Source organism: Streptomyces sp. NPDC056128 (assembly GCF_042263835.1).
Lineage (GTDB): Bacteria > Actinomycetota > Actinomycetes > Streptomycetales > Streptomycetaceae > Streptomyces.
Genome location: NZ_JBHJVQ010000002.1, coordinates 535,816 through 561,039 on the forward strand (window position 1 = coordinate 535,816; position 25,224 = coordinate 561,039).

30 protein-coding genes are annotated in these 25,224 nt (G+C 67.9%); 3 read left to right on the forward strand and 27 right to left on the reverse strand.

Translation table 11 applies throughout. The annotated features are described in order from the left end of the window. Nucleotides 1-120: 120 nt before the first annotated feature. From ACFC1X_RS06290 to ACFC1X_RS06310, 5 genes are read right to left on the reverse strand one after another with little or no spacing between them, the layout of a single operon-like run. The gene (locus ACFC1X_RS06290) at nucleotides 121-786 is read right to left on the reverse strand and encodes a hypothetical protein (RefSeq protein ID WP_376349230.1); all 666 of its coding nucleotides are present in this window, start codon (nucleotides 784-786) and stop codon (nucleotides 121-123) included. After that, the gene (locus tag ACFC1X_RS06295) at nucleotides 783-983 is read right to left on the reverse strand and encodes a DUF5999 family protein (protein WP_376349232.1); all 201 of its coding nucleotides are present in this window, start codon (nucleotides 981-983) and stop codon (nucleotides 783-785) included. Before ACFC1X_RS06295 ends, ACFC1X_RS06290 begins: the two co-directional genes overlap by 4 nt. 44 nt (nucleotides 984-1,027) lie before the next feature. Beyond that, a complete protein-coding gene (locus ACFC1X_RS06300; protein WP_376349234.1) occupies nucleotides 1,028-1,492 on the reverse strand; it encodes a DUF6302 family protein in 465 nt (154 codons plus the stop codon). Beyond that, entirely contained in the window at nucleotides 1,486-1,944 is a 459-nt protein-coding gene (locus ACFC1X_RS06305; RefSeq protein WP_376349235.1) for a DUF6415 family natural product biosynthesis protein, read from the reverse strand. The genes ACFC1X_RS06300 and ACFC1X_RS06305 overlap by 7 nt, the downstream gene beginning before the upstream one ends. 39 nt (nucleotides 1,945-1,983) lie before the next feature. Further along, nucleotides 1,984-2,457, reverse strand: a complete 474-nt coding sequence (locus ACFC1X_RS06310; protein ID WP_376349237.1) for an ATP-binding protein — start codon at nucleotides 2,455-2,457, stop codon at nucleotides 1,984-1,986. A 174-nt stretch (nucleotides 2,458-2,631) separates the two neighbouring features. Here ACFC1X_RS06310 and ACFC1X_RS06315 point away from each other — a divergent pair, with 174 nt between their 5' ends. Next, complete coding sequence (locus tag ACFC1X_RS06315; protein WP_376349239.1) at nucleotides 2,632-4,023, forward strand: helix-turn-helix domain-containing protein; 1,392 nt, start codon at nucleotides 2,632-2,634, stop codon at nucleotides 4,021-4,023. Beyond that, nucleotides 4,020-4,907, forward strand: coding sequence for a phosphotransferase family protein (locus ACFC1X_RS06320; RefSeq protein ID WP_376349240.1), 888 nt, complete (start codon nucleotides 4,020-4,022; stop codon nucleotides 4,905-4,907). The genes ACFC1X_RS06315 and ACFC1X_RS06320 overlap by 4 nt, the downstream gene beginning before the upstream one ends. Before the next feature lie 161 nt (nucleotides 4,908-5,068). On the opposite strand, the gene ACFC1X_RS06325 is transcribed toward ACFC1X_RS06320, so the two are convergent. The 21 genes from ACFC1X_RS06325 to ACFC1X_RS06425 form a co-directional block, all read right to left on the reverse strand. Continuing rightward, nucleotides 5,069-5,485, reverse strand: a complete 417-nt coding sequence (locus tag ACFC1X_RS06325) for a hypothetical protein (protein ID WP_376349242.1) — start codon at nucleotides 5,483-5,485, stop codon at nucleotides 5,069-5,071. Next, entirely contained in the window at nucleotides 5,485-5,985 is a 501-nt protein-coding gene (locus ACFC1X_RS06330) for a hypothetical protein (RefSeq protein ID WP_376349244.1), read from the reverse strand. Before ACFC1X_RS06330 ends, ACFC1X_RS06325 begins: the two co-directional genes overlap by 1 nt. Further along, nucleotides 5,982-7,430 (reverse strand): type IV secretory system conjugative DNA transfer family protein, encoded by a 1,449-nt coding sequence (locus ACFC1X_RS06335; protein WP_376349246.1) that lies wholly within the window; start codon nucleotides 7,428-7,430, stop codon nucleotides 5,982-5,984. Before ACFC1X_RS06335 ends, ACFC1X_RS06330 begins: the two co-directional genes overlap by 4 nt. 39 nt (nucleotides 7,431-7,469) lie before the next feature. After that, nucleotides 7,470-7,733: a hypothetical protein gene (locus ACFC1X_RS06340; RefSeq protein WP_376349248.1), complete on the reverse strand. Its 264-nt coding sequence runs from the start codon at nucleotides 7,731-7,733 to the stop codon at nucleotides 7,470-7,472. Beyond that, nucleotides 7,733-8,053, reverse strand: a complete 321-nt coding sequence (locus tag ACFC1X_RS06345; RefSeq protein WP_376349250.1) for a DUF6238 family protein — start codon at nucleotides 8,051-8,053, stop codon at nucleotides 7,733-7,735. Before ACFC1X_RS06345 ends, ACFC1X_RS06340 begins: the two co-directional genes overlap by 1 nt. Before the next feature lie 62 nt (nucleotides 8,054-8,115). Further along, nucleotides 8,116-9,552 carry an ATP/GTP-binding protein gene (locus tag ACFC1X_RS06350; RefSeq protein ID WP_376349252.1) on the reverse strand — a complete coding sequence of 479 codons (1,437 nt, stop codon included), beginning with the start codon at nucleotides 9,550-9,552 and terminating at the stop codon, nucleotides 8,116-8,118. After that, nucleotides 9,549-11,075, reverse strand: a complete 1,527-nt coding sequence (locus tag ACFC1X_RS06355) for an SCO6880 family protein (protein ID WP_376349253.1) — start codon at nucleotides 11,073-11,075, stop codon at nucleotides 9,549-9,551. The genes ACFC1X_RS06350 and ACFC1X_RS06355 overlap by 4 nt, the downstream gene beginning before the upstream one ends. Nucleotides 11,076-11,080: 5 nt before the next feature. Beyond that, nucleotides 11,081-12,712, reverse strand: coding sequence for a hypothetical protein (locus tag ACFC1X_RS06360; RefSeq protein ID WP_376349255.1), 1,632 nt, complete (start codon nucleotides 12,710-12,712; stop codon nucleotides 11,081-11,083). After that, nucleotides 12,693-13,793 carry a hypothetical protein gene (locus ACFC1X_RS06365; RefSeq protein ID WP_376349256.1) on the reverse strand — a complete coding sequence of 367 codons (1,101 nt, stop codon included), beginning with the start codon at nucleotides 13,791-13,793 and terminating at the stop codon, nucleotides 12,693-12,695. The genes ACFC1X_RS06360 and ACFC1X_RS06365 overlap by 20 nt, the downstream gene beginning before the upstream one ends. A gap of 213 nt (nucleotides 13,794-14,006) precedes the next feature. Continuing rightward, the gene (locus ACFC1X_RS06370) at nucleotides 14,007-14,345 is read right to left on the reverse strand and encodes a hypothetical protein (RefSeq protein ID WP_376349258.1); all 339 of its coding nucleotides are present in this window, start codon (nucleotides 14,343-14,345) and stop codon (nucleotides 14,007-14,009) included. Nucleotides 14,346-14,394: 49 nt separating this feature from the next. Beyond that, nucleotides 14,395-15,372, reverse strand: a complete 978-nt coding sequence (locus ACFC1X_RS06375) for an NlpC/P60 family protein (RefSeq protein ID WP_376349260.1) — start codon at nucleotides 15,370-15,372, stop codon at nucleotides 14,395-14,397. A 10-nt stretch (nucleotides 15,373-15,382) separates the two neighbouring features. Further along, the gene (locus tag ACFC1X_RS06380) at nucleotides 15,383-15,787 is read right to left on the reverse strand and encodes a hypothetical protein (protein WP_376349261.1); all 405 of its coding nucleotides are present in this window, start codon (nucleotides 15,785-15,787) and stop codon (nucleotides 15,383-15,385) included. Between the two features lie 234 nt (nucleotides 15,788-16,021). Next, nucleotides 16,022-16,402: a hypothetical protein gene (locus tag ACFC1X_RS06385; protein ID WP_376349263.1), complete on the reverse strand. Its 381-nt coding sequence runs from the start codon at nucleotides 16,400-16,402 to the stop codon at nucleotides 16,022-16,024. 511 nt (nucleotides 16,403-16,913) lie between these two features. After that, nucleotides 16,914-17,351 (reverse strand): hypothetical protein, encoded by a 438-nt coding sequence (locus tag ACFC1X_RS06390; protein WP_376349265.1) that lies wholly within the window; start codon nucleotides 17,349-17,351, stop codon nucleotides 16,914-16,916. Nucleotides 17,352-17,548: 197 nt separating this feature from the next. Then, a complete protein-coding gene (locus ACFC1X_RS06395) occupies nucleotides 17,549-18,655 on the reverse strand; it encodes a DUF2637 domain-containing protein (RefSeq protein WP_376349266.1) in 1,107 nt (368 codons plus the stop codon). Continuing rightward, the gene (locus ACFC1X_RS06400) at nucleotides 18,655-19,422 is read right to left on the reverse strand and encodes a DUF6195 family protein (protein ID WP_376349267.1); all 768 of its coding nucleotides are present in this window, start codon (nucleotides 19,420-19,422) and stop codon (nucleotides 18,655-18,657) included. The genes ACFC1X_RS06395 and ACFC1X_RS06400 overlap by 1 nt, the downstream gene beginning before the upstream one ends. Further along, on the reverse strand, nucleotides 19,422-20,150 hold the full coding sequence (locus ACFC1X_RS06405) for an ATP-binding protein (protein ID WP_376349268.1): 729 nt from the start codon (nucleotides 20,148-20,150) through the stop codon (nucleotides 19,422-19,424). Before ACFC1X_RS06405 ends, ACFC1X_RS06400 begins: the two co-directional genes overlap by 1 nt. A gap of 2 nt (nucleotides 20,151-20,152) precedes the next feature. After that, nucleotides 20,153-20,533, reverse strand: coding sequence for a hypothetical protein (locus ACFC1X_RS06410; protein WP_376349269.1), 381 nt, complete (start codon nucleotides 20,531-20,533; stop codon nucleotides 20,153-20,155). A 475-nt stretch (nucleotides 20,534-21,008) separates the two neighbouring features. Further along, complete coding sequence (locus tag ACFC1X_RS06415; RefSeq protein WP_376349271.1) at nucleotides 21,009-21,368, reverse strand: hypothetical protein; 360 nt, start codon at nucleotides 21,366-21,368, stop codon at nucleotides 21,009-21,011. A gap of 61 nt (nucleotides 21,369-21,429) precedes the next feature. Beyond that, nucleotides 21,430-22,017 carry a WhiB family transcriptional regulator gene (locus ACFC1X_RS06420; protein ID WP_376349273.1) on the reverse strand — a complete coding sequence of 196 codons (588 nt, stop codon included), beginning with the start codon at nucleotides 22,015-22,017 and terminating at the stop codon, nucleotides 21,430-21,432. A gap of 57 nt (nucleotides 22,018-22,074) precedes the next feature. Continuing rightward, nucleotides 22,075-22,449: a hypothetical protein gene (locus ACFC1X_RS06425; protein ID WP_376349275.1), complete on the reverse strand. Its 375-nt coding sequence runs from the start codon at nucleotides 22,447-22,449 to the stop codon at nucleotides 22,075-22,077. A gap of 659 nt (nucleotides 22,450-23,108) precedes the next feature. Between ACFC1X_RS06425 and ACFC1X_RS06430 the strand changes: the two genes are divergently transcribed. After that, a complete protein-coding gene (locus ACFC1X_RS06430; protein ID WP_376349277.1) occupies nucleotides 23,109-23,975 on the forward strand; it encodes a helix-turn-helix transcriptional regulator in 867 nt (288 codons plus the stop codon). Nucleotides 23,976-24,029: 54 nt separating this feature from the next. On the opposite strand, the gene ACFC1X_RS06435 is transcribed toward ACFC1X_RS06430, so the two are convergent. Then, nucleotides 24,030-25,217 carry an amidohydrolase family protein gene (locus ACFC1X_RS06435; protein ID WP_376349279.1) on the reverse strand — a complete coding sequence of 396 codons (1,188 nt, stop codon included), beginning with the start codon at nucleotides 25,215-25,217 and terminating at the stop codon, nucleotides 24,030-24,032. Nucleotides 25,218-25,224 lie beyond the last annotated feature (7 nt).

The following is a 25,224-nucleotide window of genomic DNA, read 5'->3' on the forward strand; positions in this document are numbered from 1 at the left end:
CGTTCTGGCCGGACCGCCGAAGCTTGGCGGGTTCGTACTGGCCGGCACGCGAGGGCTCAGCGCCGGTGGTAAGCCGCCCGGCGGCCCTGTCCGTATCACCCAGGGCCGCCGGGCGGCCGGCTAGGTGTCGGGCACAAGATCGTCCAGATTGACGACCTCGTAGTCCCGCAGTTCGCGTACGAGCTGGCTCGCCAGGAACCAACCCAACTGGGGGTGCCCGTACGGCACGGGTGCGTCGTCGTCATCGGCGGGAAGCGGCTCCAGGCCGGTGGCGGTGAGGCGGTACCGGGTGCCGATGACGCCCCAGGGCGACGTCGCTCGCGCGCGGAAGGCGAAATGCCCCTTCCGCAGGTGCGGGCACAGCTCTATGGCCGGCCGCAGGTGCTTCAGGCACACCGGCGGCTGGGCCGTCCTCACCGGACCGCCGGCGCGGTGTGACTCGTCTTCCACGTCCCCGGCGAGGAAGACGTACCCCTGATCGGTCTCGGCCGGGCAGAAGCTGACCTGGCACCGAAGCTGCTCCATCGCCTCCCGCTGCCGGGCGGGGTTGACCATGCGCCACTGCGGCTTCCCCGTCGGCTTCCCGGCCGCGTTCAGCGACTGGGAGCACCGCGCCCACAGCTCACCGCGCGGCCCCCGGTCAGCGGGGGTCTCCTCCTGATAGACGAGGCGGACGGCGCCGAAGGCGTTCATGCTCAGCGTCAGTTCCGACTCCAGCCCGCCGTACTCGCCCTCGCGCTGGGTGATGTACGGGACGAGCCGGGGTGCGGCACTGGTCCGCTTCACGCGGCTGCCCTCGCCAGGTTGAGGGACCGGTGCGGGGCGACGATCCGGCCGTCGGGAAGGAGTTCGCAAGTGTCCTCGAAGAGCAGCACTCCGTTGCACAGCAGGCTCCAGCCCTGCTCAGGCCGCTGCGCGCGGGGACGCGCGGCCTCCCTGTCGGGAGCCTCAGCCGTGGGGCACGGCGGGGTGTGCGCACACATGGTGCTCGTCCTCTCGGGTGGGAAGTTGGGCCCTCTTCGGCGAGCTACGGTGCCGTGGGGGAACACGGTGTGGGCACGGCCGAAGAGGGCGTCTGGTGGTGCCGCCCTTTGAAGGCGGCTATGGCGGCTTCGCTGTAGCCGTAGAAGCGTCCGAAGACCTCGTCGCCCTCCCACCACTGGGGAGCGCGGTCGCCCCACTCGACGGTGTGGCAGGTGTCGCGGTACGGCGACCAGCGAACGCGCAGGTCCGGGAAGCCGGGCTGCTCCGTGAGGAGGACGTGCGTCGCCGTCGCGTGCGTCAGCAGGTCGAAGGACATGTATCCGCCGCGGCGCGGCCCGCCGACAGGAACCGCGAGGAGCGGCGCCCGAAAAACCCGGACTGCTACGGCGTCCGCCAGGAGAGAAGGTTCGGCGAGCCGACTGCGGAAGTGCTCGTAGTCGTACGCTTCTGCGGCCGGGCGAAGGGAGACGGCGGGGTGGCGCGGCAGCGTCGTGGCGGTGGTCAGCATTCGACCTGCCCCTTGATGTAGTGAGCTTCGATCAGCTCTTCGACTAGGTCGGCGGTCACGAAGGCCACGCGGCGCGCGAGGCCGACAGCCTGCTGGTAGTCGGCCGGCGTGCGCTCATTTCGGAGGGGACGACCTCGCTCAACGAGCCGGATCATCTCCTCGGTGGGCGGGTACCGATCGTCCGCGACGGCGATGTCGCTGAGCTGCTTCAGGTGGCTGCGGAGGCGGTCAACCAGGGCGCTGGTCGTCGCGACGGGCGGGGGCTGGTTGCCGATCGCCGTGTCGAGGTCGTCAAAGACCTCCTCCACGTTGAGCGGCTCCCAGTTCCTGATCCGGTCCAGGACGGACCTCAAGCCCTCTACGTCGAGTGGAGGGGTCCACTGCGGTGTGCTGGGCCCGTCGGCTGACGGAGGAACCACGTCGTTCTCCGGAACCAGAGCGGTGAGGGACATCGGGAACTCCTGGAGAGGGCCAAGTGCCGGCCGTGGGGGCTAGAAGTGCTCGGTCGTTTCCGGGGTCCCTATGAAGACCCAGACGTCCTTGCCCGTTGAGGTCACGGAGACGGACGTGTCGTCGGCCAGGGCACGCAGCAGCATCAGCCCACGCCCCTCTTCGGCCAGGGGGTCTGGCGACGAGTACACCGGCGGGTGGGGGTCCTGGTCGCGAATGATGGCGGTGACACCGTCCGGCACTTTCTGGAGCAGCAGGCTGGCCATCCGGCACCCGTCGGCGTCTGCGGGGGTGTGCTGCAAGACGTTGGTGAGCAGTTCGTTGACCACGGTCAGCATGCGGAACGCGGTGCCGTTGTCGACGCCCCACCAGCAGAGGTGCGCTGCGACGATGTCCCGTACGGTTCCCAGGTTTTCAGCCCGGACGTCGAAACTCATGTCGAGTTGACCCGCCACGCTCCTGGACGTGGCTCGAACAGAAGCATCCCGCTCGCGGGTGTCGACGAGTAGTTCCATCGCTGCTCCTCCGTTCTGCCAGAACCCCTTCAGCAGGGGTGGGTTGCGGTGTGTACTGGACTGGAACCGATCAGCAACCATTTAGGCAGAGCGCACCGAGAACGTGCAGAGCCTGATGCCGAGAGGTGCAGAGTTCGGCATCAACGACTTCGGGGGCAGAACATGCCGCAGCCAATGAAGCAGCTCGATCCGGGGGCGTCGCCCCAGGAGTGGTTCGGGAACGAGCTGCGCAGACTGCGTCTGGAGCAAGGGCTGTCGGCCAAGGAGCTGGGGCGGTTAGTGCAGGTCAGCGACGACATGATCTTGGCGATTGAGAAGGGCAAGTACCCGAGCTGTCGTCGTGATGTGGTTCAGCGGCTCGATGACGTCCTCCGCACGGGAGGGCTCCTTGATCGGGCGTGGACGATGGTCTTCGGCAATCGTGATGCCGATAAGAAGCGGGCTGATGCCGATAAGGCTTCTACGCGCCGGGGGGAGGTGCGCGTTCAGGCGCCGGCAGGCCGCATCCTGGGCAGAGACGAACCATCTCTTCGCTCTGGGAGCCATGAGCCCGTGATTCGACGCTCGTTCCTCGGAATCGGCGGCCTCGCCGTCATAGCCCCTCTCAACTTCGCCGACGTCTTCGCGCCCGACGAGCTGTCTCTCCCGTCCGACGTCAACCCGAGCCACGTAGACCAGGTCCTGGCCGCGGCCAACGCTCTCAGCGGCATGGACAACGAGCTGGGGGGCGGGGGCGTGGTACGTGACGTGGCCGCCCGAGCGATGCAGTGGTCGGCCGGCCTGCTGCAAGCCCAGTTCCCCGAGCACCTACGAACCGACCTGTTCGCCGCCGTATCGCGCCTCGGCATCGTGGTCGGCGCCTCTGCCTTCGACGCCTACCACCATGACGAAGCCACCAAGACGTTCCGGTTCGCAGCGGACTGCGCCGAGGAGGCCGGCGACTGGCATCTGCGGGCCAAGACGTACTCGTTCCTCGCACGGCAAGCCGTATGGATCGGAGCCCCCGATGACGGCCTCACCTACGCCGAGAAGGGGCTCGTGCGCTCCGACCGGTTGACGGCGACCGAGCAGGCGATGCTTCACACGGCGCGGGCCAGGGCCTTCGGGAAGATGGGCAACGTCCGCGACACCATGGCGGCCGTCGGCGCCGCGGACGAAGCGTTCACCCGGGCCCGGCCAGCCGAGGACTCGCCGTGGATGGCCTACTACGACGAGGCGCAGCACAACGGGGACACGGCTCACGCCCTGTTCGATCTCGCGATCCTGGCCGGGCAGGACCCGGGCCGGGCCGCGCGCCGATTCGACACAGCGGTGAAGGGCCACACAGACGCCTACAAACGGTCCCGGGCGATCTCGCGGACCAAGCTGGCCTCTCTGCTCATGGCCAAGGGCGACCCCCGTAAGGCGGCGGCGCTCGGCCACGACGCCCTCAACGAGGTAGGCCGGCTCACCTCCCGGCGAGCTGCCGACGACCTGCGGCAGCTCGGCCGGTTCGCCTCGAAGCACCGAACTGTCCAAGAGGCTATGGCCCTACGAGATCGGATCGCCGCTACGGTTTCCGTATGACTTCCTCGGCAGCCGCACCCGCGCGTCACGTCCTGGAGCAGGCATGCTCCGCGGCGGGATTCGACTCCGCCGGCGCGGAACCGCTACGCCTGGCCGAGAACCAGATATGGCGGCTGCCGCATCACCGGGTGATCGTACGGGTCGCCCGGGAAGGACAGAATGCCGCGGCGGCACGTGAGGTGCGCGTCGCGCGTTGGCTCGCCCAGGAGAACGTCCCGGCTGTCCGTCTGGTCGATGTGGAGCAGCCGGTCGAGGCAGACGGCCGGCCGGTGACCTTCTGGGTGGAGCTCCCTCCGCAGGAGCACGGCTCCGTGAAGGAGGTCGCCCAACTCCTCGCGCACCTCCACTCCCTGCCGACGCCGGACATCGACCTCGGGTATCTCGACCCCTTCGTCCGGGTCAGGGAACGACTGGAAGCGGCCACCACGATCCGCGACGATGACCGGGAGTGGCTGCATGGCCTGCACCGCGATCTCGAAGCGGCCTGGGCCGAACGGCCAGCCGGTCTGCCCGACCGGGCTGTGCATGGTGACGCCTGGCCGGGCAACATCGTCCGCACGGTCGACGGGGTCCTGATGATGGACCTGGAGCGCTTCTCCGTCGGGCCTCCGGAGTGGGATCTCGTGTCCACCGCGGTACGCGCGAAGACCACGGGCGCGGTGCGCGAGCACGAGTACGCACAGTTCTGTGCGACGTACGGATACGACGTGACGGAGTGGGAGGGCTATCGCGTCCTCGCGGGCGCCCGCGAGCTGCGGATGACGACGTACGCGGCCCAGCACGCGGCCAGCAACGAGGAGTGGATCAGCCAGGCCCAGCACCGGATCGACTGCCTGCGCGGTCGATCCGGTCCGCGGCCGTGGTCGTGGAAGGGAATTCTCTGACCGGCTGCTCAGGTCTCCGCGGGGGACGGCTGGGCTCGGGCAGGACCGCCGTACTGCTGGCTCTGGGGAACTGAGCGGAAGACCGAGGCACATGTGCCAAACGCTCCGGCAGAGGGCATCAGACCGCACGGGACGCAAACCGACGGGCTTGGGTTGGGCGCCTAGATTCGCGAGGGATCGGAACCCATCGTGACGCTCTCCAGGTCTTCTGGGGCCGACGCGCCAGGATAGGCAGACTGCGGCGCTGCACATGCCGATTCCGGCCCCGTCGCAGCAGATCCCCGAGCGGTGGCCTTCGTGAACACCTGTTCCGCCCGAGCGAGAGTCAACCGCATCGTGCCGTACGGCCCCACGGCGTATCCGGTCCGGTGTCCGTGCAGGTGCAGTTCCTCCACTGCTTGAAGGCCGGCGTCGACCTCCGACACGTGGTCCGGTGGGACGAGGGCGTGTAGCTCCTCGGCCCACTCCCATCCGAGATCACGGAGCACGGTCTGTGCCTCCTCCTGCTCCCAGCCGCTTCGCGCCACCAGTCCGTGACGCGGGTCGGTGGAGAAGACCATGCTCGGGTTCGTCATCATCAGGCCATCTCCTCGACCCGTCCCGCAGCTCCCGTCTCCTCACTCTTGGTCGTGGGCCAGGCCGCGAGCTGGAAACGGGCCGGGCGGTCGTCGTGCCTGCCGACTCGGCATTCGTCGCCTGCCTTGCCCAGCGCCTTGTTCATGCGGGTGAGGAAGCGGTCGTACTGCTCGTGCCAGATCACGGACGAGCCCGCCTCCGCGTACGCGTCGCCCCGGGCGAAGGCCAGGGCCGCGATCTCGTACGTCAGGCCCTCGTGCTTCGCCCAGCAGGGCGGGATGACGTCCTGTGGCTGCCAGGCGTACGTCCGATTCAGCCAGCGGCACACGGAATCGAGCCAGGCGGGCATCGGCTCGATCAACTCCGCTGACGGGGCGCCGAGGTCCCACGGGGCAGGACCATCGGCGGCCACGGACTCCTCCGTGCTCCGTTCCGCGATGTACGCCAGGATCAGTGCGGGCGGCTCGGGGAAGGGCTCGAAGTGGGTCAGGGTCTCGGTCATGCGGCAGCCGCTCCTTCACGGTCGGCCCACGCGGCGGCGTGGGCCTTGGCCTGGTTCCTCTTCTCGGTGGCCCGCCGGGTCCGCTCGGCTTCGTTGGCGTCTCGCAGTTCCCGGACGTGACCCTCGATCTCGGCCCATGAGTCCCAGGTCCACATGCCGTCGAGCCGGGTGACGATCGGCGGCAAGTTGTCCGCGAGGACCAGGGCATGTCCCTCGGGCAGGCGCCTGATCTCGTCTCCTCGAAGGACGGGTTCGAGCGCCATGTGCGTGGCCGTCGAGTGGCCGCCGCGGTCCCCGCCGGACGTGGTCTTCGTCGTGCGCTCCCGTTCGACCTGACCGCACAGATCGGACATGTCCTTCAGGAAGTCGGGGTCCTTGTCCCCGGGCAGGACGACGACGTTGTTGGTGAAGGCCGCCAGCTCCTTCGCGGTGTCCTCGCCGAAGCGGGCACGAGCAGACGCCCACGCCTGGAGGCCGTAGACGACCGTGATGCCACGGCCCCGGCCGTCGGCCACGCGTTGGCGGAGGCTGGGGATGGGCGCGATGTTCGGCGCCTCGTCCAGGGCGGCGAGGAGAGCGGGGTCGAGCCGCCCGGCCGGGGAGGCGAGAGCGTGCGCCTCCGCGAGGTCGAGCAGGTCTTCGGCTATCGCGGTGGTCAGCGGCGCAACGCTGTTCACCTCAGAGTCCTTGCCGAGGAGGTAGAGGGTGCCCCCGGCGTCGAGGAACGAGCCGAAGTCCGTGGGGTCCTCTCCGTCTCCCTGGAGGGCGTTGATCACCGACTGGTGCATAAACGGTTCGAGAGCCGCGTCCAGGGTGCTGGCGGTGTTGCCGACGGTGCGGCTGTCGCCGGTGGTGGCCGTGCGGAGCATGTCTGCCCAGCCGGGGCCGGCGCCGGGGTGGGCGTTGAGGATGCCGAGGGGTGCCGGGTCGGTCAGCTTGCGTGCCCACCGCAGCACCCAGTCGAGGGACGCGCCGTCGAGGGCGGCGGCGTGGAAGAAGGCGGCGAGGATCTTAGATGCCTGCCCCTTGTAGAAAGCGCTGCCCTCGCTGGACTGTGCCGCGCTGTTGGGGGTGCGCGAGCCCGTGACGAACGCTTTCCCGCGCATCATCGCGACCTCGGTGTCGGCTGCGCCGTTGATCGGCGTCCACCGGAATTTCGGGAGGCTCGGAGCGATGTTCTGCGGGTCGAAGACCGCGACGGGACGCCCGGCCCGCTGCCGCTCGTCGAGGGTCAGTTCGACCAGATCGGGCTTGGTCGAGGTGGCTAGGGCCGGACCGGCCCAGTTGCGCACGAGCGGGGCGAAGAACCGCAGAGTCTTTCCGCTGCCCATCGGGCCGATGACCCGGCATGCCTTATCGGCGCGGGACCACAGCTCGACGCCCTTCGGGCGTTGCGAGGTGCCCAGCGAGTAGCCGAAATCGTGAGGATCGAGGGGGTGGTGCATGACGTACTCCGGAGCGAGGTGGGCGACGAGGAGCGAGGGTCAGCGAGCGGCGGGGCGCTTCTTCGTGAAGTTCACCCCGGCTGCGCGGTTGTGCTGGCTGTCGTCGCTGGTGAGGGAGGGCCGGATCTCGGTGGCCTTCAGGACTGCTTTGGCCGACATCTGGCGCTTGAGCTGTCCCTTGCTCGCGAATCCGGCGTTGCGCCGTCCGCGGTTCAGCAGGAACCAGAGCGTCACCAGGGCCAGCGCCAGTACGGCCGTCACGGCGTACAGGGCCAGCGAGAGTCCGCCGGGCATGATGTCCATTACTCGGCCCTCCGGGCGACGCGGGCCGCCAGGTAACGCATCCGCCGGCCACACAGCCGCGACATCGACGCGTCGGGCCCGGCACAGCGCGGGGGCGCGGTGTGGAAGGCGCTGTGCAGGTCCTCGGCGGCTCGCCAGATGTAGGCAACGGCCGTACGCACGCGTCCTCCGGCGGCGGAGTAGTCGCCGTGGTCCAGGACGAGGGCCAGTTCTTTCGCGCGCCGGGCGAGGTCGAGTGTGTCAGCGTGCAGCTGGTCGATGTCCTGACGAACCCTGTGTTTGTCGGCGGGGAGCGTGGTGTGGTCGGTGGTGACGGTCATGGAGGTGGCTCGTTCCGAATCTGCGTGGAATGGGTCGGCGGCGGAGAGGTGGCGGTACGCGTTCACGCGGCGTCAGGTGAGGCAGCGGTCAGGTCGGTCATCGAGCCGGAGGAGAAGCACAGGTGCTGCTCGGCCTCGACCAGGAGGTGTTGGACGCCGGGGTAGATCACTTCGCCGACCTTCCACAGCGCGATCCCGCGGCGCAGGCGCATGATGTGCTCGGCCGTCCAGGACGGCAGGCCCAGCCGGGCCACCGTCGCTTCTGCCTCAGCCTTCTTCTGGCTGTAGATCACGATGGTGTCGGCCATCTTCAGCGCCGCTTGGGTCTCCGGGCTGTCGTCGATGTCCGACAGGTGATGGACGATGAAGATGCAGGACAGGCCGTATCCACGCGCGAACTTGAGGAACTTCTCCAGAAGGCTGGCGAGTTGGGGTGTCCCGAGGATGTGCCAGGCTTCCTCGCAGACGAGGATGCGCTTGCGCTGGGTGTAGCGGCAGCAGCCGGTGTTCGGGTTCGGGCCCAGCTCCCAGGCTCCGGAGCTCGCGTCGACCACGATGCGGTCGTGCGCTCCCGGCTCTGTTCCGCACTCGCACAGCGGTCGAAGCCAGACCTCTTCGAGGAACACGCTGATGACGGCGACGAGGATGGTCATGGCGACGCCGCCGGACGGGACCTTGGTCAGGTCGAAGACGATCATGTCGGCGTCGAGGTCCACGCCGAGGCTGGTCGGGCCGTCGAGCATGCCGGTGAGGTCGCCGGTCGCGTCCTGCTCGCTTCCGCAGAGGCGGTCCAGGACGTAGGACGCCTCCAGGCCGTCACTGAGAAGTTCGTCCCGCGTGCGCTGCTTGGCCGTCGCGTCGGACTCCTCCGGGGACCGCAGCGCGGCGGCGACGTCGGCCAGGACCGGGGTGCGGCCGAGGTCTCCGGCCCGCTGATGTGCCCGGCGGATCGCGATGCGGAGCGCGGAGCCGGCGAACTCGTCCAGGTTCTTCCCCAGACCGAGTTCCACGATCGTGCGCACCAGCTCGACTTGCCGCTTGCCCGCGATGGCGGGGTCCATCGGGTTGATGCACGAGGCACCCCGGCCGCCGCCGGGCGCGAACTTCACCGGTGGCTTGCCGGTCAGCGAGCGACCCAGTGCGGCCCACTCGCCCTCTTCGCGCTCCTTCTGTTCCTTGGTGTCCAGGACGACGACTTGACGGCCGAGGCGGATCTGTCGGGCGGCGTAGGTCTTGGTCAGGGCCGACTTTCCCCGGCCGGTGTCGCCCATCACGATCATGTTGCCGCCGGGCAGGCCGTCACCGAAGGCCGAGAAGGGGCAGTAGATGAACGCCTTGCCGCTGTACAACTCGCGGCCGATGATCGCGCCCGCCGTGCCGAGGGTCGGCGGGGCGATGGGCAAGTACAGGGCCTGGCTGTTGGTCGTCTCGGTGTAGAGGGGACGGCGCACCGTCTCGTGCATCGGCGACAGCGGGGCGAGGCCGAGGAGGTCAGTCACTTGATGCCTCCGGCGAGGGGCAGGGTCGTGGCGAAGGCTCGGGCGTGTTCGAGGTCGAGCCATTCGATCCGCAGGTGCGCGTTGCGGGCGCGGGAGGCGGTGGTGCGCTTGGTGCGCTCCAGCTCTTCGGCGCTGCGCGAGGAGATGGTGATGTAGCCGACGACGGCGGAGCCGGCCGCGCCGGACGACGCCAGGGTCATGCCGCGTGATCCGGTGGCGGTGGCGGCGATCTGGTCGCGCGGGTCGATGTTCTTGCCGCGCTTGCGGTCGCGGTCCATCTCGGCCTGGTTGTTCGTGTCCTCCGCGAGCATCCGTTCCACGGCCTTGTCGTTCGGTTCGAGCTGCTGCGTGATTGAGATGGTGCGGATGACGTCGGGCATCCCGATGAGCAGGGGCGAGAGGAAGTCGGGGCCGACGGGGGTGGTCGGCCATCCGACGACGGCGGCCGTGGCGTGGTACCAGCTCTCGGTGGAGCCCGCCGCGCGGGTGGAGAGGTGGGCGCCGTCGCGGACGTCGACGTTGCGGGGGAAAGCGTGCGCCTGCCGAAGGTCGGTGTCCCAGATGGCGTGGTCCGGGTCGTAGGAGTTCCGGATGAACGCGGTCATCCTGCCCGCGTCCAGGGGCGCGATCACCGAGAGGTCGGCGTCCTCCGCGCGGGACCACAGCTCCTCCAGGTACGCGGCCATCGCGGCGGCGATCCCCTCGTCACCGGTTCCGCGGGCGGCGCCCTCGGCCGCCAGGTCGCGGGTGAACTTCGCGTGGATGGTGATGTAGTAGCGGTGTTCCTCCGCGCTGGTGGACACGGCGTTGGCCAATACGTCGTACGAGTCCTTCAGCCACTGCGGCGCGTCCGACGTCGCGGCCGACTCGTCGCGCTGCCCTATGAACCGCTGGTGGGCGTAGGGGTCCGACTTCATCTGCCGGGCGAGGACCTGAACCCGCTTCACCGGGTGTTCTTCAACGTTGCCGAAGGCGTCGAGGAGTTCGCCCCAGCGCTCCAGGGCGACGACCTGTTCCCCGACCTCCTTGCCGCCGAGGCCGGGCGAGGCGATCTCCAGCGTGGCCGTGACGCACCCGGCCTCCGGCTGGAGGACCACTACGGCCTGCTGCCCGCGGACCGTGACCGGCACCCACGTCATGCCAGTGACGCCCTCCGGCTCCACCAGGGCCGCGTCCGGCGGCGTGCCGTTCGCGCGCACGCCGGCCTCAACAGCCGGGGACACCCAGACGCCGCCCGTGCGGCGGAGCGCTCTGCGGTGGTATCGGTTGATCCGCCACCAGCGGTACAGCGTGCGCCGCTGAGATGTGCCCTTGGGCCGGTACGGGGCATACACGATGACCAGGGCGAGCAGGATCGGCAGGACCAGGCACGTCGCGGCGATGGCCGTCACCCCGTTGAAGAGGTAGCCGAACAGGATGCCGGTTACGGCGCCGCCACCGAGGACGACCTGTTCGCCGAGGTCGCGGCGGCCCACCAGCCCGGTCGGGCGGTGCTTTCCGAACTGATACGTACGAGTCGACATGAGGGTCACTGATCCTTGCTGGGGTTCGGTCGTCCAGGTGCCTGGCCGCCCGAGGGCCGCGACGGCGGCGGGGGCGTGACGGAGGGTCCGGAGCCCGAGGTGGTTCCTGATGCGGAGGAGGGAGAGGTGGGCGGCGTGGGGCCCGAGGTTCCCGGGCCGGGCGCCGGCGGCGAGGGCGGCTGAGCCGTGCTCGGAGCGCCGCTGGCTCCCGGCGGGCGTCCGGCCGACGCGTGGCCACCGGCCGAGGACCAGTCGGGAGACGAGCTGACGACCGGGTCGGAGGTCGCTCCCTGCGGACGGGAGGCGGCCGGTGCGCCGGACGTCCCGGTGGTGTCGTCGCCACCCTGCTGGCCTTCGGGCTGTTCGGGCTTGCCGCCGCCTGCGGCGTCGGTACCCTGCGCGCCCGGGGAACTGGTGGCCTTGTTCTTCGCCACGTCGACGCCGGCCTTGGCGACGGTGGCCCCGGCCGCGACCGGTCCGGCCACAGCCGTTCCGCCGCCCATCTTCGCGCCAGCGGTCTTGGCACCAGCGCTCTTGGAGCCGCCGACCAAGGAGTCCTGCACCCGAGCGCCCATCGCCCGGTTGGCGTGCTGGCCGGGACCGTCGATCGCGGCGGCCGGGCCGGAGGACTGAGCACTCTTCCGGTCGTGGTGGAGGCTGGCCATCTCGTCGCCGAAGGCAGGCACCCACTTGTAGAGGGTGGCGCTCGCGAAAACGGCGAGCAGGAGGATCAATGCGCCCACCAGGGTCTTGGAGACCGCGTCGGACATGCTTCCCGAGGTGTCGCTGAGGACCGCTCCGCCGAGGCCCAGCAGCGAGAAGAGCACGGGCTTGGACAGGCCGAGGGCGAAGATGGCGCCGAGCCACTTCTTGCTCTTGTTCCACAGGTCGCGGTCGACCAGCCCGGCGTTGACGATCGGCCCGAGCGCGACGGCCACGTAGATGGCCGCGCTGCGGATCAGCAGCTCAACCCACATCAACAGCGCGCCGCACATCATGATGAGGTTGACGACCAGCAGCTGTCCCACGCCCTCGGTGGGGTTTCCGGCCATGACCTTCAGGATGTTCTCCAGGAACGGCTTGAAGTTCGATGTCGCGTAGGGCTCGAAGATGGCCGTGACTTCGTCAATGGCCTTCATCAGTAGCGCGATTGCGCCCGGCGTCATGGCGTTGACCACGAACTGAAGGAGCAGGAAGCCGATCGCCTCGGATACGGCGGTGGTCACGGCGACTCCGCGAACCGCCCGCTTGGCCACGGCGATCAGCCACAGGGCCACGGTGAGCAGGCTGGAGGCCGCGAAGATGATCGCGTACTGCTTCAGGAAGCCGGGGCTCGTGAGGTCGATCTTCGTGGTGTTCTGGATCAGTTCCAGCATCTTGCGCAGGAACCAGATGTTCGCCTCGGTGAGCTTCTGGAGCAGGAACCCCAGCGGGTCCTTGACGAAGTCGATGGCCGCTTTCGCCTCGCACACCATCGGGATGTAGCAGAAGGGGTTGGCCACCGCAGAGTGCACGAACACGAACCCGATGATCACGTTGACCATCGCCACCGCCCGGAGGCGGCGGCGCCAGCGACCCGGCGTGCCCCGCTCGACGGTCAGCAGGCCGGGGGCGTCGTCACGCAGTCGCAGGCGCATTGCTGGCACCCCCCACGTCCGCGAAGCTGTTGGCCGGGTCCGCCTCCTGCATTACCGGCGGCGACGGCACGAGCGGTTCGGACGGCGTGACGGCCGTCGTCTTCCAGGTGCCGTCCTCCCAGACCAGATCCACGGTCATCCGCAGGAAGGCGACCTGCGGGCGCTGCGTCTCGTCCTTCCCGGCGACGCCGCCCACCGACGCCGTCCACAGCTCGATGCTCGCGGCCTGGTCGGAGTAGGAGATCGAGCGGGTGGCGAGCGCCGCGGTCCGCGTGATCAGTTCGCTGCCGTCGGCGGTCGTCCCGTCCGAGCCGACCCCGCGGTTCTCCATGACCAGACGAGCCGTCGAGTCGGTGTCCGAGGTGACCGAGTGCAGCACGCTCGACGCGGCCGTGGCCGCCAGCATCCGGTGCCGCCAGTCCTCATCGGTGAAGAACCTGGGATCGCCGTAGAGCATGGTGGCGCTGACGGCGGCGGCACGCGCGCCGCGCTCGTTGTGCCCGTACGGTGCCGGGAAGCCGCTCTGGTCGGCGGCACCGCTCAGCACGGGGTCTTCTGCAGCGGCCGGAACGTAGTCCGAGAAGTCGCCCGGCACGTTGGACGCCTGCCGTACGTCGATCGGAGCGACGAGCCCCTTCGAGGCCGAACTGTCCTTCAGCTTCCAGTCGTTCGACTCCCAGGTGAGCGTGACCGTCACCGACTGGAAGCCCGTCTTCGGCGTCGCGTGCCCGGCCGTGCTGCCGCGAACCGTCGTCGTCCACAGCCGCACCATCGCGCCGTGGGCGTCGAAGCCCAGGACGTGAGCGGAGAGGACACCGGTACGGGCGATGGCCTTCTTGGCGGAGACCTTGGAGGTGTCCCCCCGCAGAGAGCCGACCGCGTCACCGGCCGCGTGGTCGGCTTTCTTCACCGCCGCTCCGGCCGTGCCCTTGGCCGCCATGACAGCCACCGCGCGGTGCCGAGCGTCCTTGTCCGTGAGGAACCGCGAACTTGCAGCAACGGTCGTGTAGTTGGCCGCCGCTGCCTTGGCGCCGGAGCGAGTGTGCGGGTAGCCGACGGGGACGCCGTGCAGCTCGCGCACACCTTCGTTGCTCGCTTGCGGAGCCGAGTGAGCGGGTGCGGACGCGGAGGGAGCCGTGGCCGGAGGGGTACCGGTCGCCATGCTGACGAGCACACCGGCCGCGGTGACCACCGCCGCACCGCCGGCGGCGATGCCCCAGAGCTTTGCCGACGGGCGGCGCGCTCCGCTGGCCTTCGAGGAGGAAACGTTCCTCCGGGATCGGGAAGCCATAGGTCACACACCCATGCCGTACGTGATGGCGAAGATGGTGCCGAAGCTGGCCACGAGGAAGACGCAGGTCAGGCCGCCGACCATCATTCCCTTGCCGCGCGAGCTGTCCATCGTGGAGTGGCCCTCACCGAACCACCCCTTGCTCTTGCCGACACCGGCCAGGAACGCGCCGGCTCCGACGACAAGGACGACGGCCGCGATGACGCCGAGGATCACCTTCGCCGTGGTGCCGAGCTTCCCGAAGGGGCCCCAGTCCGGCTTCACGCCGGACACGACGTCGGCTCCGGCGGCGAGGGTCGTGTGCAGGGAGGGATCGGCAACGGCAGACAGAAGGTTGTGCATATTCAGCCCCTTGGTGCTCTAAAGGATTGTTTTGGATCTTTTGGCATGATTAGCCGACGTGTCGCATCGCGATGATCTGCGGTTTCCAGTACGAGAGCGGCTTGATTCGCACCTGTGCCCCGGTGTGCGGGGCGTCGATGACCTGGCCGCCGCCGATGTACATGCCGACGTGCTCAGGTCCGGCGCTGCCGGGGACGCTGAACAGCAGGTCGCCCGGGTAGAGTTGGGAAACGCTCTTAACGGCGGTTCCGGCGTGGACCTGGTCGTACGTGACTCTGGGGAGGTTCACGCCCGCCGCGGCCCACGCCATCTTGGTGAGCGAGGAGCAGTCGCAGCCGCCCACGCCCTCGTACGGCATGACGCAGCTGCCGCCCCACCGGTACCAGGTGCCCAGCGCCGTCTTCGCAGCGGAGATCGCGCGAGCGGCACCCTTTCCGGCCGGAGCGTCCGGCCGGACGGCGTCAGCCCATTTCAAGGCCAGCGCACGGATGTTGCGCACGTAGTCGCGCGTCTCGGGGTACGGAGGGACGCCCCCGTACTTGATCACCGCGCCGCCGCCCGCGTTGTAGGCCGCGAGCATGTTGTCCGTGGAGTCACCGGGCACGCGCTTGACCTCTTTGGCCAACGTGCAGTCGTACGCGGCCTGTGCGGCGATGACGTCGGCCGGGTTCTTGATGTCCTTGACCCCGTCCCCGTCACCGTCCTTGCCGTGCTGAGCCCAGGTCGCCGGCATGAACTGTGCGATACCGAGAGCGCCGACGGGGGACTTCGCGCCGGAGTCGAACTTGGACTCGGTGTAGAGCTGGGCCGCTAGGAGAGAGGCCGTGAGCTGCGGACACTCGCTCGCGTGCTTGTTGATGAGTGCACGGACCCATCCGGGGACTGGCGCGTCGGTGGTGATGCCGCCGCCGGGGCCGGTCTCTTGTGCCGAGGCGCTGTCGGCCCCGCCGAACGTGGTCAGCAGGGCGACACCCGAGATGAGCCCGGCCGTGACGAGCCCCAGGCCAGCTTGTGTGCCCCTGTTCATCGCGGCCCCGTCAGGCCCACGGAAGGGCGGCGACGCGCCAGCCCTCGGAGGTGTGCTCTAGGCGGAGAGCGAGCTGTTCACTACTGCGGCGCGCATGCCCGGACTGCGGGGTCGTCGTCAGGGTGTAGCCCACCCGAACGAGAGCGGAGGACGGCGTCACGGCTGGTGCACCGTCGGGGACCACGACCGAAGTGATCTTGGCTGTCTGGCACGCCTTCTCGGCCCGCAGCGCGGCCCATGGGGCGTCCTGGCTTGGCCGCTTCTGGCCCAGGATGCCCACCAGCTCGCCCGTGGCGAGTCGAGCCGCCCGAGCGCCGGCATCGGCGTAGGAGCCGTCCCGGTCGTCGCGTGCATCGTGCTCGGCGTAGGCAATCGTGAACGCCCGGGCCGTGTGCTCAACATTCTTCGGCAGCACGGCGCTCGGCGCAGGAGCATTGCTTGTCGCACTCGGCGCGCTCGTCTCGGTGATGCCTGCTGAGACGGAGTGCGGCTGCGCGGTCGCGGTCTTGGACTGGCCAACGGTCGAGCTGGAGCAGCCGGTAGACAGAGCGGCAACGGAAGCCGCTACGCCTATTACCGTTGATATAGGTATGAATCGGTTGTAACAAGGCATGCGGGAACCACAATCTTGCACAGGGGGTGGGAGAGGTCAGACAGAGAACGTGTGGGCCGCACTGCACTTGACGGGGCGTGCGTTGCCCTTCACCACGCAGACCCTGATCTTGTGCGTGCCCTGGAAAAGGGTCGGCGTCCGCCAAGAGCAGTTGCCGTTGTTGTAGGAGTCCGTGACGGTGGTGAGCAAGCGGCCATCGTTCGCGAGGATCTGGACCGCTGCCTTGTAGCCGTCCGTCTTGATGTCACATGCGGTGACGTGGTCGTTGACGTGGTTGTAGTAGCCCTCGGCGCCGCCGCCGCTGGAGGCCCACCAGCCGGAGCTCGCGGACGCTGTTGCGGTGGAGAGCGCGGTGGCAGCAAGTGCGCCTCCCAGGGCGATGGGCAGGGTGCGCTTGAAGAAGCCGGATGCCAACACGGAGTTGTTCCTTACGAAGATTGGGTTCATGGGTGATCGAGCTGCCGCCGCTGGGGTCGCGAGCGGACACCCGCCAGTCGAGACCAGCGAGCAGCGGCGTAATGCGGAAGGCCTGCAAGGGGAGTTCGGGGGGCCGCACCACCCCTTCGCAGGAGAGAGGGGGAACCACTCCTGCGGCTTTTACCGGCATCTGCCGGAGAAATGGAAGCGCTATGCGGCGACTTGAGTAAGCGGCACTGATCGCCGAATACGCCCTAATCGCGGTGGAGCGAAAGTTGGCTGATTCCGCAGCTAGAGCTGTCTCTCATATCAAGGCCATCAGCCCCTCTCCATGTGCAGGGGAGTTTCGACAAACGAAGCTCCACGACCAGGAAGCGCCTTGTGGCGTTGGCCGTGCCTGAATCTTTGCAGGGGTTCGCGGACAACTCGAATCAGCAAAAAAGTCGGAACCTAATTCCTGGAATTAGGTTCCGACTTCTGTGGTGGAGAGGCTATTTGGTCGCTCTGGCCCCTATGCAGACGGGCAACGGCGCAGGTGCTCGATGGCTACGCCGAGCCACGGCGCCGCCCAGCCGGAGAGGAGCACGGGCGCGCACACGCTGTACGAGAGCACTGCTTCGGGTTGTCCCGCCGATACCACGGTCAAGAGGGCGTGGTCGAAGGGCAGCCAGGTGGGCGACCCGGTCGGCTTGAGACGCACCCCGGTAGAGGTGAGCACCACTCGTGCCGCGGTGTGATCGCGCCACTGCGGCACAGCGGCGTCCTCCGCCTCTCGGGACCGCCGGCCATCGAGGCGTCGGTTGGGCACCCACTGCTGGCCGAACGTCGGGTGGTTCTCGAAGTAGCCGGCCGGGCGCGGGTAGACGACCTCAGTTCCGTAGAAACGGGCCGCTGAGCACGCTACGTCCGCGAAGGCGACTTCCCCGTCCGCGAGAGGAAGGCCGTCCACCTGGATCGGCGTAAGTCTGCCGCCGCTCTGGAGATGAAGCGCGAGTGTAGTTGCCGCCTGCGCGGCGTCGGGCCGAGCTGTGTCCTCCGCTCGGACTCGTCGGCGAAGCCACATGGTCATTCCTTCCTGAACAAGCGGGCCGTCCAGGGCCTCCACGGCGAGAGCAGTAGAGGCCCCGGGGCACACATGCGATGAGATCACCAGAGGGCACTGGAGGCAGCGGCGGGTGTCCTCCCCGCCTCTTCCTCCTCTTCTTTCAGCCGCGCCAGCAGCACACCCAAGCGGTCGTTACTGATCGCCTGATGCTTGCGGACGGCGTCCCCTACGACCTCACGACTGGTCCGTCCGGCCCGCTCGGTCGCGGCCCGCGCAATCGGCAGCAGCTCCGCCAACCATTCGTCGTCCGCTTCCCGGTCCTGCGAGTCCTCCGCGCCGTCCGGGACGGACGGCTTTTCGCCGTCCGCAGCGGCGCGGACTGCCTCCGGGGCGGACGGATCGGGCGCGGGCGCGGGTGCCTCTGCCGGGTCCTGATCCGGCGAGCCAAGAACCGGTCCGTCCGCAGTCCGGCCTTCCGCCTCCCCGCCCGCGGACGGGTGGACCGCAGCGCCGTCCGCCCGCGCATCGTCCTCGGGCTGGAACGCTACTTTCCGCAGGTCAACAGCTATTGCGGTGGGCTTTGCCGGTACGGACGGACCGCCCGCCAACGGGCGTGGAGCCAGCGACGCCGGTGCTTCCAGCGGACGAGGACGCGGCTGGACCGCGACACGTTCGAGCGTCGGATTCTCCTCCCGGACCGGTCCGGGACCAGTCTCAGCCCCGTCCGGGACCGCCCGCTCAGCCGTCCGCGCCATCAGGATGTAGAGGTGGACCGATCCCGCCAGCGCGAGCGGCGCGAGCATCGAAAGCACCCCCACGACGCTGTCCGCCAGGTGCAGCGCGGACCGTCCGGCCTCCGGAGAATCGTTCAGCGTAATCGCGTGCAGAGCGTTCGCGCCGAGGCTCGCTCCGGTCGCCGAAAGGAACAAGACCCACGCGTAGAACCGCGCCGCGAACCGCTCGTGACGCAGGAGAACGATCGCCCGCACGCCGTAGGCAATGAACCCGTCGATGAACACCGGGAACAGGTAGGACAGGCTCTCCCTGGCGTGGATGGCGAGGGCGATCTGACGCAGGGCGTCGTACGAGAAGGCGAAGCCGGCCGCCCCGAGCAGGATGATCGCACTGCGGTCCCAGGGCGTCATGCCGCGCAGGTTGTATCCCTGCCGTTCGGTCCCCGCCACCGTGTCTATGTGCGCGTGCGACATCAGAGGTTGCCCCCGTCGCGGGGCGCGATGTCCTGCCAGGCCGGGGTCTGCGAGAGGAGCTGTCCGAGCTGTTCCAGGGACGTCACCTCGTGCACGTGCTGACTCGGGCAGCTCACGCACGAGACCCGCAGCGAGATCCGTTCCGTGCCGCCCTGGTCGGTGTAGTAGAGCTCCAGGTGCTGGCCCCCGGTCGTGTCGAGCGAGGCGAAAGCTTGCAGGTGTTCTTCAAAGCTGAGCAGGCCCAGCACTTCCCAGTCGAGCGTGACTGCGGCGTCCCCCAGGAGGACGCGGGCGTACTTCGACGCGGCCGTTATCGACCGTGGACCCCAGGTGCGAAACGCCTCCTCACGAGCGGTCTTGCGCCGGTATTCCGCGGTGGTGATGTGCTTGGCCGCAGCGAACATGATCGGGTGACTCATCGGGGGCCTTCCAAGAAGATCGGTGGTGCGCGGTGCGGTGCCGTCACCGGGCGCGTTGGCGAGGCGGAGGAGGACGTCCGCGTGGCACGGAGCATCAAGGGGACAGGTGCACATCAGGTCGAGCCCCCGCAGCGCTCGGCCGAAGCGAGCGGCGTAGTGGCGCCCGATCGGTCCCCGGAGCGTGGCCGCGAAGAGATCCACCGACTCCGCAGCGTCCATCGGAGGACCAAGCGGAGAGCGAGCACCGGCTGTGAACGGGTTCGCATACCGGCTGCACGGGCCGACGTATGCACACGCTGGGGACAGTGCTGCGGCGTCGCGGGATGCTCCGCGACGGCGGACGGGCATCAGGCCGCCCTCCCGCCACGGCGCCGGTCGGCGCCGATCATCGGCACGAGGGTCGTGACCATCTCCGCCAGACGACTCGCCACGCGCGCCCCGACGAAGTCGCTCAGGTCCGGACCGTTCTCATCGCGGGCCGGAAGATTGGACGTGATGAGCGTCGGCAGGCAGTGGTTGTACCTGTAGTTGATCAGCCGGTACGTGACCTCCTCGGTCCACTCCGAGGTCTTCGCCGTACCGAGGTCATCGAGGAATAGGTACTGGACCCGGCTGAGTCGTTGCAGCTCGTGTTCCGCGGCGCCCATGACCTGGGAAGGGCGCAGATTGCCGTACATGTCTGCCGAGTTCACGGCGATCAACTCGAAGCGGTCCGGTGCGCCGGCCGCGATCCTCCGCAAGGCCCCGTATGCCTGGTGCGTCTTGCCCGTCCCCGTGAGGCCGGTGAGGAGCAGAGCGCCAGCGGCGGCGTTGTCCGCGAGTGCGCGCTCGGCCCACTGGACGACCTCCGGCAGCGTGGCCTCAGCGTCACGGAACCGGGGAGGGGTCGCCCTCTGCCAGCGGCTCAGGGCGTAGTCGGCCCGAGCCCGGCAGTGCCACTCGCGGTCTCCGGGATTCTCTTCCGGTGCCTCGTCGGCAGGGTCGAAGTCCGGCACGACCTGAAGCCCTTTCGCAGCGAGTATTCGTTCCATTGCGCGCATTGACCTGGCGCTGCCCGCGCGTTCCGGCTCTGCCATGATCAAAATCCGTTCTGATAGGCGCTGGGGGTAGCGGTGTTCTGAAAGGGAATCCATCCTGGGGACTGCCGTCGCAACGGCACAACATTGCCTTGGGAGGCTGCTGCGGAAGCGTGCGACGGGAGATCCGCCCAGATGCGCAGCAGATAACGGGCGGATTGTGGCGGGCGGTCGACGTTCCACCGCCGCGCCACCATCTCGACCAGCCGTTCATTTCCCCAGCGTGCTGCGAGAGCTGTTACCCGATCCCATTCGAATTCGGTCAATCGCCAGCCGACCAGCATTCCAGCGCTTGTTATGGCTGTTACCAGGTTTTTGGCTCCGTCGGGAACCCTCACCGATTCCTGCTTGCCGGTGGTGTTCTCTCGACGTGACCTCAGCAAGCTAGCTTGCTCTTTGGTGGTGGTAATACTCCCGTAGGGAGTATTACCACCACGTACGTGCGAGGAAGGAACTTCCGAATCTGTGTGCTGAAACTTCCCACTTTCGGCTTCCGAAGCGGAGTTCTGGGAAGGGGCTTCCTGGAACCTAGTTCCCTCTTCCGAATCTTCAGGGTTGGGAGTAAGCAGTTCATTCTCTGAACCGATACTGCCAGATCCATTGCCACACAGCAGGATCGAGTAGGTGTTCGGGTTACAGGCTCCCCCTCCCCGCTCGTGGCTGAGTTCCCCGAGCTTTGCCAGCTCTCCGAGGCACTTCGTTATCGAGGAGGCGTCAGACGGGTAAGCGTGGATATTTCGTCCAAGGTCAGCGTGGCCTTGCCGTCGGCGTCCGCCTCACGGGCCAGCGCCAGCATGACGAGGCGGGAGCCCCTGCACGACTTTGATTGTGACCAGACCAGTTCGGTCGCTATGTCGCTCATCCGTGCTCACCGCCTATCGCTATTCGACGGTGGCGGGAAAGGCCGAAAGAGTGGTCGTCCTCCGGAACGTAGCCGTTCTGGTGCGGCTCCGGAGTGAGGTACAGCGTTTCGGTAGGGAGGTAGAAATCGTGGGCAAGGTGCCAGTCTGCGACCTTGTCGAATCCGCGCCTGACCATGCGCGCCACTTCTTCTTCGGTCTTGCGGTCGATGAGCATGCGGTAGAAGCCCGATTCGAAGAGGTGGGTAACAGACCGGTGCTCGGGATAGACCCGCACGAGTAGGGTCGTAGGTGCAATCTCGCGGATCGCGGCACTGATATTTGCGCGCCGATATCCGGAGGGGTTGTTCTGAAGCATGGGGAGAACTCCCGTGAACGCAGGGTCCGCCGTGCGGAAGAATCGTTTCCGCGGGGCCGCGTCAGGCCGCGTCTGAGACGACGTGGACCGAGGGCGTGCCCCGCCCGGCCTGGGACTTTCGGTAGCGACGGGCGAGCTTCAGCAGGTACTCGTGCGTTACGCCGAGGCCACGAGCGACGGCTGTAGCGTCCAGCGAGGGATCAGTGGCGAAGCGCGCAATCACGGCGTCCCGGGCGGGCTTGGTCAAGGCCGCGGTGCACCCTCGAAGCGCGCCTTCTACGGCTTTCTCGCTGTCCCGGTCCTGCCATGCACGCCGCAGCTCTGAACGCTCCGAAGCCAGAAGACCGCCCCGGATTCCGTACTCGTCGTCGTCCTTGAGGGATTCCACCAGGCACCGGGCAGCGACGGCCAACGGGCATGACGCGCAGAGATTGCGAGGACGGTTGAGGGAGATTCCCAACTTGGCTTTCACCGATTCTGGGTCTTCCCATGGGCCGTCTGCGAGTGGAACGAAAATGTTGATGTCCTGGTTCGTGCATCGTGCAGATTCGGCCCAGTGCTTACCCGGAGCCTTCTTAGACTCTTCTATGAGGGGCAGCCAGTTTCCCTGGTGCGCAGCCTCAATGAGGCTGGATATATTAGTGCTCATTTGTATCTCGCGATGTTCGCAGCGCCACGAATTATTGCAACCGGGCGGGAGAGGAGATCAGGAACGCTTACGAGAGCGCTTGGAAGGCTGAAGTGCCATCAGCGTCGACTCGTCATCCGCCTGGGTCTTTGCGCCAGGGCTGACGAAATGCATATCGGAAATCGCGTGGAGGTCTTCCTCCGTGAACTGAACGAACTTCCCGAACTTCCGGTGTGGGAGCGTAGATATGCGCTCACGAAGCCACTTTTCCGGAATGTTCAGCCGTTCAGCGGCTTCGCTGTACCCGATGTGTAGACGCTTATCACGGGAATCCGTCGCCCGATTGCCCATCAGGGCATCCAGACCGCCGACCTGATCCAAGAGGTCGACCACGGTTACGAGTCCCTGCAAGTCCAGGGCCGGTCCGGCATTCGCCGGTGCCACGGCCGCCATCACGCTTCCAACCCGCGCAGTTCAGCCGTCCGCAGGTCGAAGGCATGGCCGCCGGAGGCCGCCCACCCGGCCTGAGGGAACGAGCGGATGATCCACCGGGCGATGGTGAGCGCTTTCGCCCGAGGGACACGAAGGGTGCGTCCGCGGTTGTTCACGGCGGTAAGCCCAAGGTGGGGCCACAGGGTCCGAGGTCCCTGAAGGCGCACCTGTACGACGGCGGCCTCCGGCAGCATGGACGCCAGTTGCGCCGCCAGCTGTTCGGCCGGGCCCGAAGGGATCTCCGCCCTCGGGTTGCAGTCCGTAGTAGGGGACATGCGACACTCCTTTATGTGGTAGCCGCTCCGTCGTGCCGTGCGAAAGGACACGGAGTGGCCGTGCGAGTGACCAGCGCCCTTGTCAGGGGCCGCGGATCACGAGCTGTCTGGCGTCCGAGAGGTGCGAACTCTCGGACGCCGATGGCGTTTTGAGGGGGAGGGCCGTGCCCGAGTGATGCGCGGTATCCCCTCTCCCGCCAGACCGGTCCACGATGGGAACGGCAGGTGGGCGAAAGTTGAGAGGGGTGCGAACCCTCTCGTTTTTCGCTAAGATGAAGCTATCTTGGTTCGCATAAAAAGTCAACAGTCCGAAGTTTCCTCGGGTTACCCAAAAAACGAGGTCCGATGCCAGCTCGCCGTTTCGACAGAGAACGTGTGCGCGCGGTACGTCGAGCCGCGGACGTCTCGCAGGCCGACGTGGCGTCCGCCCTTGGTGCTGCGGACTCGACTGTGGCGGGGTGGGAGTCGGGAGCGACGACACCCGATCAGGAGAAGTTGCCTGCTCTCGCCGGAGTGCTCAATCGGCCGCTGGACGACCTCTTCCCGCGCGACGGCTTGCCCGATCTGACCGACCTGCGATGCGACGCCGGCCTCTACCGGTACGAGACGCGGGCGGTCATCGGGACCAAGAGCGATGGGCCGGTGGCTGGAGCTGAACAGGGCATCCGACGGCTCAAGGACCGTTACGTCCCTCTCCTGGCGGCTGTTTACAGGGTGACGGAGGACGAGCTGAAGCGCGCTCAGGACCGGTCTTTCGGAGAGGGCGTCGAGGACGCCGCCGAGGCCGAGAGGGTGCCGGAGACGCTGGCTGAGAAGATCACTCTCCTGCTGGTGCGCTCCTACCCGGGCCGAACCGCGCCGAGGGACCAGGAGATCGCGGACTCGGTGAACGCCTACGCGGGCTCGCAGGTCACATCAGCCGAGGCCATCGAGGCCCTGCGGACGGGTAAGAACGACACACCGGTGCCCGTGGTCCTCGAAGGTCTGGCCCAGTTCTTCGACGTCTCCAAGCTGTACTTCGAGCCGAATGACGCCGTGGCCCGGCAGGTCTACGAAGGGCTCCGCCTCATGTCGGCGGCCAAGCAGGGCAAGGTGGGCCGAGTACGGGCCCGCGGAATGAGTGACGAGGGCCTGCCGGCCGATGTTCTCTCAATCCTGAACGACCTTGCCAGCGAGCTGGACAAGAAGGCCGATCCCGGCACCAACAACTAGTGCCCTGCTCCCCGGACCGCGAGGGTCGGGATGCAGGGCACCAGTGTGAGGTTCTTACTGCCCCATAACGTTCGGCTCGTGACGCAGGCCGGAGGCGAACACGGCCCGGACCCCGCTCAGTGCGGAGAGATCACCGAGCGGATCACCGTCCACCAGGAGGAGATCCGCACGGTAGCCGGGAGCGATCTTCCCCGTGATTTCGCCCAGACCCAGGGCGGCGGCAGCCTGTGAAGTCGCCATGTCGATGATCGAGGCGTTCGACAGACCCAGGTGCGAGTAGAACGACAGAGCCTGAACAAGCCCGTCGAAGCCGGCGCGCTGCACGCCTGCGTCCGTCCCCGCAATCAGGCGGACCCCGGCATCGGCCATCTGCCGCACCAGGTCGAACATGGCGTGGGCGCGCTCCTCGCCGAAGAAACGCGGCAGCATCTGCCAGTGCGGGCTTACGGCAGGGCAGACGGTGATGTCCTTCGCGATGATCTGCTGAACCACGTCGGGCCGAAAGTCCAGGCCATCGCTCGCCATCCAGGTGCAGTGCTCGATGGTGTCGACGCCCGCCTCGACGGCGGAGGCGATGCCGTCGGCGCCGTGGGCATGGGCCGCGACGGGCACGCCCGCCTTATGAGCTTCCCCGACCAGAGCGGCCAGTTCATCCGCCGTGAACTGCGACTGATGGCTCTTGGGGCCGTCCTTCGTCAGACCGCCACCGGTGACCATCGCCTTGATGACCCCGGCCCCGGCCGCGAGGTTGCGCCGTACGAGGTCGCGGATCTCGGTCTCGCCAGAGACTTCGCCGCCGAGGAAGTGGCAGTGCCCGCCCACAGTGGTCGCCGGGGTGCCCGCAGAGACGATCCTCGGCCCCGGTGTACGGCGATCGTTGATCTCGGCCGCCAGACGAAGCGCCAGTCCGCCGCGGTCACCGAGATCGCGGACGGTCGTGACGCCGCTGTGCAGGAGCTGTTCGCCGCGACGCCGGATGTCCTCGAGCAGCGCTTCATCCGTCGAGCCCTGAAGGGTGGAAACCGGATCAGGCCCGCCGTCGAAAGCCAGGTGAACGTGGGCGTCGATGAGCCCAGGCAAGACGGTTCCGCCGAACTCGAACCGGGGCATGTCGGCCCCAGCCCGCTCCTCGATCTCCTCGCGCGGCCCTACGGCCGTGATCGACTCGCCCTCGATGAGGACGGCGCCGTCTTCCAGGTAGGTCCCCGAGTCTACGAGGACTCGTCCACAGGTAATCAGCATCGTATGG

What these genes read in the sequence shown, in the direction of transcription:
- ACFC1X_RS06415 (WP_376349271.1), bottom strand. Translation starts at nt 21,368, where the DNA reads ATGCTTCAGAACAACCCCTCCGGATATCGGCGCGCAAATATCAGTGCC.
- ACFC1X_RS06330 (WP_376349244.1), bottom strand. Translation starts at nt 5,985, where the DNA reads ATGACCGAGACCCTGACCCACTTCGAGCCCTTCCCCGAGCCGCCCGCA.
- ACFC1X_RS06325 (WP_376349242.1), bottom strand. Translation starts at nt 5,485, where the DNA reads ATGATGACGAACCCGAGCATGGTCTTCTCCACCGACCCGCGTCACGGA.
- ACFC1X_RS06420 (WP_376349273.1), bottom strand. Translation starts at nt 22,017, where the DNA reads ATGAGCACTAATATATCCAGCCTCATTGAGGCTGCGCACCAGGGAAAC.
- ACFC1X_RS06435 (WP_376349279.1), bottom strand. Translation starts at nt 25,217, where the DNA reads ATGCTGATTACCTGTGGACGAGTCCTCGTAGACTCGGGGACCTACCTG.
- ACFC1X_RS06300 (WP_376349234.1), bottom strand. Translation starts at nt 1,492, where the DNA reads ATGCTGACCACCGCCACGACGCTGCCGCGCCACCCCGCCGTCTCCCTT.
- ACFC1X_RS06430 (WP_376349277.1), top strand. Translation starts at nt 23,109, where the DNA reads ATGCCAGCTCGCCGTTTCGACAGAGAACGTGTGCGCGCGGTACGTCGA.
- ACFC1X_RS06375 (WP_376349260.1), bottom strand. Translation starts at nt 15,372, where the DNA reads ATGAACAGGGGCACACAAGCTGGCCTGGGGCTCGTCACGGCCGGGCTC.
- ACFC1X_RS06295 (WP_376349232.1), bottom strand. Translation starts at nt 983, where the DNA reads ATGTGTGCGCACACCCCGCCGTGCCCCACGGCTGAGGCTCCCGACAGG.
- ACFC1X_RS06310 (WP_376349237.1), bottom strand. Translation starts at nt 2,457, where the DNA reads ATGGAACTACTCGTCGACACCCGCGAGCGGGATGCTTCTGTTCGAGCC.
- ACFC1X_RS06400 (WP_376349267.1), bottom strand. Translation starts at nt 19,422, where the DNA reads ATGCCCGTCCGCCGTCGCGGAGCATCCCGCGACGCCGCAGCACTGTCC.
- ACFC1X_RS06320 (WP_376349240.1), top strand. Translation starts at nt 4,020, where the DNA reads ATGACTTCCTCGGCAGCCGCACCCGCGCGTCACGTCCTGGAGCAGGCA.
- ACFC1X_RS06305 (WP_376349235.1), bottom strand. Translation starts at nt 1,944, where the DNA reads ATGTCCCTCACCGCTCTGGTTCCGGAGAACGACGTGGTTCCTCCGTCA.
- ACFC1X_RS06335 (WP_376349246.1), bottom strand. Translation starts at nt 7,430, where the DNA reads ATGCACCACCCCCTCGATCCTCACGATTTCGGCTACTCGCTGGGCACC.
- ACFC1X_RS06405 (WP_376349268.1), bottom strand. Translation starts at nt 20,150, where the DNA reads ATGGCAGAGCCGGAACGCGCGGGCAGCGCCAGGTCAATGCGCGCAATG.
- ACFC1X_RS06315 (WP_376349239.1), top strand. Translation starts at nt 2,632, where the DNA reads ATGAAGCAGCTCGATCCGGGGGCGTCGCCCCAGGAGTGGTTCGGGAAC.
- ACFC1X_RS06360 (WP_376349255.1), bottom strand. Translation starts at nt 12,712, where the DNA reads ATGCGCCTGCGACTGCGTGACGACGCCCCCGGCCTGCTGACCGTCGAG.
- ACFC1X_RS06340 (WP_376349248.1), bottom strand. Translation starts at nt 7,733, where the DNA reads ATGGACATCATGCCCGGCGGACTCTCGCTGGCCCTGTACGCCGTGACG.
- ACFC1X_RS06425 (WP_376349275.1), bottom strand. Translation starts at nt 22,449, where the DNA reads ATGGCGGCCGTGGCACCGGCGAATGCCGGACCGGCCCTGGACTTGCAG.
- ACFC1X_RS06355 (WP_376349253.1), bottom strand. Translation starts at nt 11,075, where the DNA reads ATGTCGACTCGTACGTATCAGTTCGGAAAGCACCGCCCGACCGGGCTG.
- ACFC1X_RS06370 (WP_376349258.1), bottom strand. Translation starts at nt 14,345, where the DNA reads ATGCACAACCTTCTGTCTGCCGTTGCCGATCCCTCCCTGCACACGACC.
- ACFC1X_RS06345 (WP_376349250.1), bottom strand. Translation starts at nt 8,053, where the DNA reads ATGACCGTCACCACCGACCACACCACGCTCCCCGCCGACAAACACAGG.
- ACFC1X_RS06395 (WP_376349266.1), bottom strand. Translation starts at nt 18,655, where the DNA reads ATGTCGCACGCGCACATAGACACGGTGGCGGGGACCGAACGGCAGGGA.